This is a genomic window from Lentzea fradiae (genome assembly GCF_900100955.1).
Taxonomy (GTDB): Bacteria; Actinomycetota; Actinomycetes; order Mycobacteriales; family Pseudonocardiaceae; genus Lentzea; species Lentzea fradiae.
In genome coordinates this window covers 85,022-94,309 of sequence record NZ_FNCC01000012.1, presented here as the reverse complement: position 1 = coordinate 94,309, position 9,288 = coordinate 85,022, and the positions used below count along the sequence as shown (strand labels likewise).

At 71.4% G+C, this 9,288-nt stretch carries 7 protein-coding genes and 1 pseudogene; all 8 read left to right on the top strand.

The genetic code is table 11. From position 1 onward, the window contains the following. Window positions 1-29: 29 nt before the first annotated feature. The gene (gene mppP, locus BLT23_RS27630; RefSeq protein ID WP_090054024.1) at window positions 30-1,178 is read left to right on the top strand and encodes an enduracididine biosynthesis enzyme MppP; all 1,149 of its coding nucleotides are present in this window, start codon (window positions 30-32) and stop codon (window positions 1,176-1,178) included. Further along, window positions 1,175-2,323 carry an aminotransferase class I/II-fold pyridoxal phosphate-dependent enzyme gene (locus BLT23_RS27625; protein WP_176946948.1) on the top strand — a complete coding sequence of 383 codons (1,149 nt, stop codon included), beginning with the start codon at window positions 1,175-1,177 and terminating at the stop codon, window positions 2,321-2,323. The genes mppP and BLT23_RS27625 overlap by 4 nt, the downstream gene beginning before the upstream one ends. Continuing rightward, window positions 2,320-3,138, top strand: a complete 819-nt coding sequence (mppR, locus tag BLT23_RS27620) for an enduracididine biosynthesis enzyme MppR (protein WP_090054019.1) — start codon at window positions 2,320-2,322, stop codon at window positions 3,136-3,138. The genes BLT23_RS27625 and mppR overlap by 4 nt, the downstream gene beginning before the upstream one ends. A 22-nt stretch (window positions 3,139-3,160) precedes the next feature. Then, window positions 3,161-4,402, top strand: a complete 1,242-nt coding sequence (locus tag BLT23_RS27615; RefSeq protein WP_218133913.1) for a sensor histidine kinase — start codon at window positions 3,161-3,163, stop codon at window positions 4,400-4,402. After that, entirely contained in the window at window positions 4,390-5,040 is a 651-nt protein-coding gene (locus tag BLT23_RS27610) for a response regulator transcription factor (RefSeq protein ID WP_090054017.1), read from the top strand. The genes BLT23_RS27615 and BLT23_RS27610 overlap by 13 nt, the downstream gene beginning before the upstream one ends. A gap of 115 nt (window positions 5,041-5,155) precedes the next feature. Then, entirely contained in the window at window positions 5,156-5,896 is a 741-nt protein-coding gene (locus tag BLT23_RS27605) for an ABC transporter ATP-binding protein (RefSeq protein WP_090054015.1), read from the top strand. Window positions 5,897-5,921: 25 nt separating this feature from the next. Further along, on the top strand, window positions 5,922-8,459 hold the full coding sequence (locus BLT23_RS27600; protein WP_143036068.1) for an ABC transporter permease: 2,538 nt from the start codon (window positions 5,922-5,924) through the stop codon (window positions 8,457-8,459). Between the two features lie 539 nt (window positions 8,460-8,998). After that, a pseudogene (locus BLT23_RS42310) lies at window positions 8,999-9,205 on the top strand (Hint domain-containing protein); the annotation flags it as partial. Window positions 9,206-9,288 lie beyond the last annotated feature (83 nt).

Here is a 9,288-nt window from a genome sequence, read left to right as displayed (position 1 = left end):
CCACCACCCGTTAAGGAGTTCGTGAGCACATGCAGGACACTCGGCCACCAGTGGTCACCGACGACGAGCTGGGCAACCTCACCCAGTTCGAGTTCCTGGCCCTCAGCAGTTCCCTGAACCTCGCGGACGGCCACGCCCGCCAGGACCTGACCCTCGGCCAGCAGCGGGTGGTCGACGACCTGCCGCAGCTCTGGGCCCAGGCGGTGAAGCAGCCGGTCGACGAGATCGAGCGCGAGGCCATCGGCACCTACTTCGAGGTCCTCGGCCAGCGCTCGTACCCGGCAGCGGAGGGGCGCGTCCTCAGCTGCTACTCGTCGTCGGTCGCGATGGAGATCTTCGCCCGGTCGCTCGCGACCGTGACGGACCGGATCGCGTTGGTGCACCCCACCTTCGACAACATCCCGGACATCCTGCGCGGTGTCGGGCTGGAGCTCGTCGCCGTCGAGGAGGAGCAGCTGCACGGCGGCGACCTCGACGCGGCGCTCCTCGACTCGGTGGGGTGCCTGTTCGTCACCACGCCCAACAACCCCACCGGAAAGGTCGTCTCCCGCGAACGGCTGGCGCGGCTCGCCGAGCAGTGCGCCCGGCACGATGTCGTGCTGACGCTCGACACGTCGTTCCGGGGGTTCGACCCGGCCGCGCACTACGACCACTACGAGGTGCTGCGGGACAGCGGCTGCCGCTGGGTGGTCATCGAGGACACCGGCAAGCTCTGGCCGACGCTGGAGCTCAAGGTCGGCTGGCTGGTCTCCTCCGAGCACAACGGGCTGCCGCTCGGCAAGGTCTACTCCGACATCCTGCTCGGCGTCTCCCCGCTGGTGCTGCTGATGATCAAGCGGCTCGCCGAGGACGCGGCCGACGGCGGTCTCGCCGACCTGCACCGGTTCATCGCGACCAACCGCGCGATCGTGCGCGACGGGCTCGCGGGCGTGCCGGGGGTGACCTTCCCCGACCCGCTGAGCCGCGCGAGCGTCGAGCGGGTGCACCTGGGCTCCCGCTCGGGTCTCGCCGTGTGGCAGGAACTGCGGCAGCACAACCTGTTCGCGCTGCCGTGCGGGCCGTTCCACTGGGCCCGTCCGGAGGAGGGCGGGAACTGCCTGCGGATCGCGCTGTCCCGGTCGGCGACCGCGGTGGAGGCGGCCACCCGGCTGCTGCGGTCGGTCCTGGTGGCCCCGTGACGTTCTTCCCGCCCGCCTGGCGCCTCGGCGTCGTGCAGGAGGTGGCCCCGCCCGGCGTGCTCGACCTCGGGCCGGGCTATCCCGGTCCGGACCTGCAACCGGTCGGACTGGTGCGGCACGCGTACGCGAGGGCGCTGGAGGAGTTCGGATCCGCCGCCCTCGCCTACGGGGACAACGCGGGAGCGCTCCCGTTGCGGGAGGCGCTCGCCCGGCGGGCGCACCTGCCCGATGCCGGCCGGGTGGTGCTGACGGCCGGCACCTCGCAGGCGTTGCACTTGCTCGGCACCACGCTGGCGGCACCGGGGCGGACGGTCGTGACCGACCGCCTCGGCTACGACTACGGGCGGGCGATCCTCACCAGTTGCGGGCTGCGGCTCGCGCACGTTCCCGCGGACGCCGACGGCATGGACCCCGGCGCCCTGGACGACGCGCTGGCCGCGCGGGACACGGCGTTCGTCTACCTCAACCCGACGTTCCACAACCCGACCGGGCAGGTGGTGCCCGAACGCAGGCGCCGGGAGATCCTGGAGGTGACGACCCGGCGCGGGGTGCTCGTGGTGGAGGACGACGCGTACGCGGAGCTGGGCCTGTCCGCGGCCGCGTTCCCGCCGCCGCTGGCCGAGCTGGATCCCGACGGAGTGATCCGCCTGGGCACCTTCTCGAAGACCATCGGTCCCGGCCTGCGGCTGGGCTGGCTGACCGCCGGACCGGCCGTGGTGACCCGCTTGCTGAGCCACGGGTTGTTCCACAGCGGCGGTTCGCTCAACCACCTGGCGTCGCTGGCGGTGGCCACGATGATCACCGACGGCGAGTACGACCGCCACCTGGACCGGGTGCGCGACGAGCTGCGCGTCCGTCGTGACGCGTTGCTCGGCGCGCTCGGCGACCTCGACGTCACGACGCCGCACGGCGGGTTCTTCCTCTGGCTTCGGTTCGGTCCGGAGCAGAGGGAGGAAGAGTTGGTGGCCGCCGCAGCCGCCGGCGGGGTCCGGGTCGCCGCCGGTTCCCGGTTCGGTGCGGGCCAGGCCCCGCGCATCCGGCTCTCCTACAGCCTCAACCGCCCTGCGGAACTGGCCTCCGCAGGCCATGCGATCCACACGGCCTGGGCGCGCTCCGGGCTACTACACGAACGGGTTTCCTCATGACCGCAACGAGTCTGCCCGCACCCACCGGCTACAGCCTGCCGCTGTCGCCGAGCGGCACGTCGGCGATGATCACGCCGCCGCCGTGGCACTTCTCCGGTGACGTGATCATGGTCGACTACCGGGTGGACCCGGAGGCCGCCGCCCGGTTCCTGCCACCGGGACTGGACCTCGGTCCCGATCCGGGCGCGGCCGCAGCGGTGTTCGCCGAGTGGCAGTGGTGTTCCGAGTCCGGCGCCGAGCTCGCCGATCCGGCGACCTGCCAGTTCTCCGAGTTCCTGCTGCTGATCGGCTGTAGCCACGACGGCAGGCCCATGGCCCGCTGCCCGTACGCGTGGGTCGACCAGCCGGTGCCCATGGTGCGCGGCTGGATCCAGGGCATGCCGAAGCAGTTCGGCGCGATCCACCAGACCCGGCCCAAGCCCGTGGGAATCGCCGGACAGCGGCCCGCACCGGGGGAACGCCTGCACGGGTCGCTCTCGGTGTCGGGCAGGCGGGTGGCCGAGGCCGGCGTCGAGCTGACGGGACTCGCGGACGAACCGCCGTTCCTGCACACCGTGCCGTTGGTGCACACGCGGCACTTCCCGGCGTGGACGCCCGACGACGAGCCGGTGAGCGACCTCGTGACGTCGGAGGTCACCGGCGTCGAGTTCACGCCGGTGTGGCGGGGCGAGGCCGACCTGCGCCTGTTCGACGTGCTCGACGGGGACTTCGCGGCGCTGGCACCGGTCGAGATCGGCGCGGGGTACGTGTTCTCCTACGCCGAGACGCTGCGCGGTGGGCGCCTGCTCGCCCCGGCGGCAGATCCGGGAAGATAGTCACCGGGGAGGTGGCACCGGGGTGAAGGCGATCTGGGGAGCGGTGCGGCGCACCGTGCCGGCCATGGTGCTCATGGCGCCCTCGTCGGTCGTGACGGTGCTGTTCCCCCTCGCCCTGTTCCTGGCCGCGCTGACGATCGTCGCGGGCGGGGTGGGTCTCGTCTTCCTGCCGCTGGTGCTGGTGGTGCTGCGGCTCTGGACCGACGCGCACCGGATGCTGGCGGGCCGTCTGCTCGGCAGGCCGGTGCGCAGGCGGTTCCGGCCGTTGCGGGGCGGGGTCCTCAGCTGGTGGCGCGGGGTGTTCGGCGACCGGACGACGTGGCGCGACCTCGCCTGGCTGCCGGTGCAGGTCGCGATCGGACTGCCGCTCGGCCTGCTGACGGTGCTGTCGCTGGGACTCGTGCTCGCGTCGTTCGCGGGCACGTTGTTCTGGTGGGCGCTGCCCGACTCCGACCCCGTGCAGCTGCTGCCGGGCGTGACGATCGCCGACTGGGGCACAGCGGTGCTCAGCGGCGTGCCGGTGCTGCTGGTCTCGGGCGCGGCGCTGGTGTTCGTGCTGCCGAGCCTCGCTCGTTGGTGGGCGGCGCTCACGCTCGCGGTGCTGGACCGCTCGGACGCCGAGCAGCTCGAGGAACGCGTCGAGGTGCTCACCGAGTCACGGGCGGGAGCGCTCGCCGCGCACGGCGCCGAACTGCGCCGCATCGAACGCGACCTGCACGACGGCATCCAGGCCCGGCTCGTGTCGATCGCGCTGCGGCTTGGTATCGCGCGCCAGACGATGGACACCGAGCCCGAGGTGGCGAGCACGCTGCTCGCGGAGGCGACCGAGGGCGTCGAGGCGGCGATGGCGGAACTGCGCACCATCGTGCGCGGGATCCACCCGCCGATCCTCTCCGACCGGGGCCTCGCCGGCGCGGTGCGGTCACTCGTGGCCGACTGCCCGGTGCCCGCGCACCTCGACCTGGACGAGACCGGCGCGCTGCCGGCGGCGGTGGAGACGGCGGCCTACTTCACGCTGGCGGAGGCGCTGACCAACGTGGCCAAGCACAGCGGCGCGAAGTCGGTGGACGTGCGGCTGCGCACGGTGGGGGAACGGCTGGTCGTCGAGGTGACCGACGACGGCAGGGGTGGCATCGACGAGGCGGGAGGCAGCGGTGTGGTCGGCATCCGGCGCCGCGTCGCCGCGCTGGACGGAGTGGTGGCTGTGGACAGCCCGGTGGGCGGACCGAGCAGGATCGTGGTGGAGCTGCCGTGCGGGCGGTGATCGCGGAGGACAACGTCCTGCTCGCCGAAGGGCTCGCGCTGCTGCTGTCGCGGGCAGGGTTCGAGGTGGTGGCGAGAGTCGTCGACGGCGAGAGCTTCGTCGAGGCCGCGGTCGAGCACCGCCCCGAGGTGGCGATCGTCGACGTGCGGATGCCGCCGACCTTCCGCGACGAGGGCATCCGAGCCGCCCTGGAGGCGCGGCGGCGCGTACCGGGCCTGCCGGTGCTGGTGCTCTCGCAGTACGTCGAGACCAGCTACGCCTCCGAACTGATGGCCGGCTCGGCCGGCGGCGTCGGGTACCTGCTCAAAGACCGGGTTTCGCGGGTGGAGGAGTTCGTCGACGCGCTCGTCCGGGTCGCGGGCGGCGGCACGGTGATGGACCCCGAGGTGGTGCGGCAGCTGCTGACCCGCCGCGCCAGCGACCCGGTCGACACCCTGTCCCCGCGCGAACGCGAGGTGCTGGGGCTGATGGCGCAGGGGCAGGACAACACGACCATCAGGAACCGTCTGCACATCACCGAGTCCTCGGTGCAGAAGCACATCGGCGCCATCTTCACGAAGCTCGGCCTGCAACCGACCGACAGCGGCAACCGGCGGGTGCTGGCGGTGCTCGCGTACCTCGACAGCGAACGCGAGTAACCCGATCGGGGGTGTGGCCAGCTGCACCTCCGAGATCGCAGCGGACCCCGATGTCACGAGGCCGCCGACCGCGTTGACTTGAGGCATGTTCGGCACAAGGGGAGACACGACCGCAATGGTCGGCAGGTCGATCGGCGACGCTGTCACGCTCGTGGACGTCACGATGAACTACGGCACGAAGTACGCCGTGGTGCACGCCGTCCGCCAAGTGGCGCTGGGGTTCGGCCGCGGCTCGATGACAGCGGTGATGGGCCCGTCCGGTTCCGGCAAGACCACGCTGCTGCACTGCGCGGCAGGGTTGATCAGGCCGAGTGCCGGACAGGTGTTCATCGGGGAGACCGACATCAGCAGACTCGACGAGGACTCGCTCGCACGGTTGCGCCGCAGCCGCATCAGCATGGTGTTCCAGGCATACAACCTGTTGCCCGCTCTGACCGCCGAGCAGAACGTGATGCTGCCGCTGCGTCTCGCGGGCCAGCGGCCGGGCCCGGCCCAGGTGATCGAGGCGTTGCGCCAGGTCGGGCTCGCCGATCGCGCCAAGCACCGCCCGGCCCAGCTCTCCGGTGGTCAGCAGCAACGCGTCGCCATCGCTCGTGCGCTCATCACCAACCCGGAAGTGCTCTTCGCCGACGAACCGACCGGCGCGTTGGACGTCCACAACGGACGCGAGGTGCTGGGTGCGTTGCGGCACCTCGTCGACGTGCGGAGACAGACGGTCGTGATGGCGACCCACGACCCGATGGCAGCTGCGTGTGCGGACCGGGTCGTGTTCCTCAGCGACGGTGTCGTGGTCGCCGAACAGCGGCGGCCCACGCCCGAGTCCGTTGCCGCCAAGCTCGCCGCGCTGGGGGGCTGAGGTGTTCTGGATCTCCGTGTTGTCGGTGCGAACACGCTGGAAGCTGTTCACCGGCCTGATCGTCGTGGTCGTGCTCGGCGTGACGATGCTGGCGGCGACCGGTCAGATGTTGCTCGCCACCAGGGACGCATCGCTCGTGCGCGACCAGATCGGCGCGGGGCGGTTCGAGGCGACGTCGGTCGTCGTGCGCGCCCAGCAGCGCGCGCACATCCCGACCGACGACGGCGACACCACGTACGACTACGCGCCGCTCCTGCTGGAGCCGCGCCGGATTCCCGCCGGCATCGCGTCCAAGGTGGACGCTGTGCCGGGTGTCGGTTCCGTCCTGGCGGACCGCACCTTCTCGGCGACTCTGGTCGGGGGAGCGGACGGCACGCGGGCGGGGCACGGGTGGTCGAGCGCCGCGCTCGCGCCGTACCGGCTGACCGCCGGCACCGAACCCCGTGCGCGCGACGAGGTGGTGCTGGACGAGGGCACCGCGCAGGCGCAGGGCCTCGAACCCGGTGACCGCACCGAGGTCATCACACTCGGCGGCGTCCGCGAGGTGAAGGTCGCCGGCGTCGCGAAGGGACCTGGTGGGGACGGGCGGTTCACCGACACCGCGGTGTTCTTCACCGACCAGACGGCGGCTGAGCTCTCTGGTGCGGGCGACCAGGTGGACGCGCTCGGCGTGTTCGGCGAGGCGGGCACCGCGCCCGAGGTGCTGGCCGAGCAGGTGCGCCAGGCCGTCGCGGATCCGTCCCTGGTGGTCGTGACGGGCGTGGACAGGCTCGATCCCGCGACGGTCGGCGACTACACCCGCGCCGTCACCGACTCTGGTTCCTTCCTGGCGATCACCGCGCTCATCTCGGCGTTCGTGTCCGTCTTCGTTGTCGCGAGCACGTTCGCGTTCGTCGTGGCGCAACGCAGGCGCGAGCTCGCGTTGCTGCGCACGGTCGGCGCCACGCCGAAGCAGGTGCAGCGGATGATGATCGGCGAGTCGGCCATCGTCGGCGTGGTGGCGTCGCTGGCCGGATGCGTCCTCGGTGCCATCGGCGGGCAGGTGCTGGCCGGGCTCACCGTGAGCTTCGGCATCGCGCCGCCCGGCTTCAGCGCACCGGTCGCGCCACTGGCGTTGATGATCGCCTTCCTCGTGGGAGTGGGTGTGTCGGTGCTCGGCGTGTTCGCCGCGTCCCGTCAGGCGGGCAGGGTCGCGCCTGTGGAAGCGTTGCGGGAGGCCGATGTCGAGCAGGGCGTGATGACCCGCGGCCGGTGGCTGATCGGCCTCGGGTTCTTCGGCCTCGCGCTGCTGATGATGCTGCTGATGGCACGCGTCGGCGGCGAGGCATCGGTGGTGTTCGCGATCGTCCTGACCGAGGTGCTGGTCATCGCACTCGCCGCGCTGGCACCGCTCTTCGTGCCGCCGCTGGTGTGGCTGCTGGCCAGGCCGCTGTCGGCGTGGACGGACGTGACGGGCCTGCTCGCGGGCGCCAACAGCCGTTCGGCCCCGCGCCGGGTCGCCGCGCTGGCCGCCCCGATCCTCATCACCGTGGCGATCGGCTCGTCGATGCTCGGCGTGATCGCCACGACCAGCGCGACGGCGGCGGCGGACGCACGTGCTCACCTGTCCGCGCAGTTCGTCGTGACGGCGGAGAGCGGGGCGGGCCTGCCGCAGGACACCGTCGACAAGATGCGGTCCGTGTCCGGTGTCGAGGGCGTGGCGGGTGTGGTGAAGACGAACGGCTGGGCACCGAACCTCGGTGAACCGGACCAGGTGACCATGGGCGTCGCCGACCCCAGGACGCTCGGCACGGTGTTCAAGGTGGCACCGGCGTCGGGTTCGCTGGAGCAGTTCACCGGAGCCTCCGTCGTCCTGACCCGCGAGGCGTCGGGCCTGCTCGACTGGACCGCGGGCCAGCGCGCGACGGTGTACCTGGGCGACGGCACCGCGGCCGAGGTCACCGTGGCCGCGGTCCTGGCCGCCGACGCGGGCCTGCCGGACATCGTGCTGTCACCGGACATCGCCCGCGGCCACGTGCACGACCCGTTGATCAGCGAGGTCTACGTGACCCTGGCGCAGGGCGCCGACGCGGGCGACGTGCGCGACGCGTTGGCCGGACTCGCGGGCGTGACCGTGGTGACGGCGGAGGAGTGGCTGTCGAGCCAGTCCCAGAACGCGCAGCAGGACAACCTGATCGCGATCGCGCTCCTGTTCGGCATGGCCATCCTCTACACGGGGATCTCCATCGCGAACACCCTCGCCATGTCGATGGGCGAGCGGACGGAGGAAATCAGGCTGATGCGCCGCGTCGGCGCCACGGGCAGGCAGATCACCGGCGTGATGCTGGGCGAGATCATGGCCGTCGTCCTGGTCGGCGTGGTGCTGGGCCTGCTCGTCGCCGCCATCACCATCGTCGGCGTGTGGCGAGGGCTGGCGTCGACCGGCGCCGAAGCTGTCATCGGCGTGCCCTTCCTGCAGCTCATGGTCGTGGTGGTGGCGTGTGTGGCAATCGCCCTGGCCGGCGGGATGGTGCCGACGTTGCGCGCGCTGCGGGTAACGTCGGCGGCCCGGCCCGCCGAATGATCGTGGCGGTGCGCCGGCCTCCCTCCGGCGCACCGCCGCCCGGCCTGCGTGCGGTGGATGTGAACTGCGGGCAGACCGCACACGGACAGCAGCCAGTGAGTCGGAGGAGCTGCGCCGCCTGCGGCGGGAGAACGCGAAACTCAAGTGCGCCAACGAGGTCCTCAAAGCCGTGTGCGCTTTTTTCGCCTCGGAACTCGACCCGACCGGCGACGGTCGTGAAGCTCGTGCAGCAGCTTCACGGCTGCTTCAGGGTCGAGCCCATCAATGCGGATCGTTTGATCGGCGTTTGGTCCACGCGCTACATGTCCGCCATGTACGGCTGGCAGTTCTGGGACAACGGCATGGGCGACGGCGAGTATGCGTGTTTCGGGCGTAAGGTCTGCCAGATGGCGCGGATTCATTTCGCCAAGGATCCCGCCGGTATCGGCGGCGCTTCTGCCGGGACAACTGGAGGGGTTGTGCGAATTCGCAGCGCTGGGAGGATTAGGCGGGGAAATCCTCGGCGTGGCTGCAGGCGGTGTGACTAGGCTGCAACTCGGATTCGAGCGGCCTGTGGCGGCAACAGCTTCGCCGGCGAGACACAGGTGTCGATGGCGGACCGCTCGATCAAGCGGATTGATGAGGTCGAGGTCGGTGACCTCGTGCTCGCCGCAGACCCTGGAACCGGCGAGTCGGGGCCACGGGAGGTCGTCGCCACGATCATCCGCGAGGGCGTCAAGCACCTCGTCGAGATCGAGACCGACGGTGGCAAGATCATCGCGACAGGAGGGCAGTGCCGGCGTGGTGACCGCTCGATCGCACAGGTCGCGAGAGACTTCGACCTGACCGT

Bases quoted from the DNA above. Each gene is read 5' to 3' on its own strand.
- mppP (WP_090054024.1), top strand. From the start codon at position 30: ATGCAGGACACTCGGCCACCAGTGGTCACCGACGACGAGCTGGGCAAC.
- mppR (WP_090054019.1), top strand. From the start codon at position 2,320: ATGACCGCAACGAGTCTGCCCGCACCCACCGGCTACAGCCTGCCGCTG.
- BLT23_RS27605 (WP_090054015.1), top strand. From the start codon at position 5,156: ATGGTCGGCAGGTCGATCGGCGACGCTGTCACGCTCGTGGACGTCACG.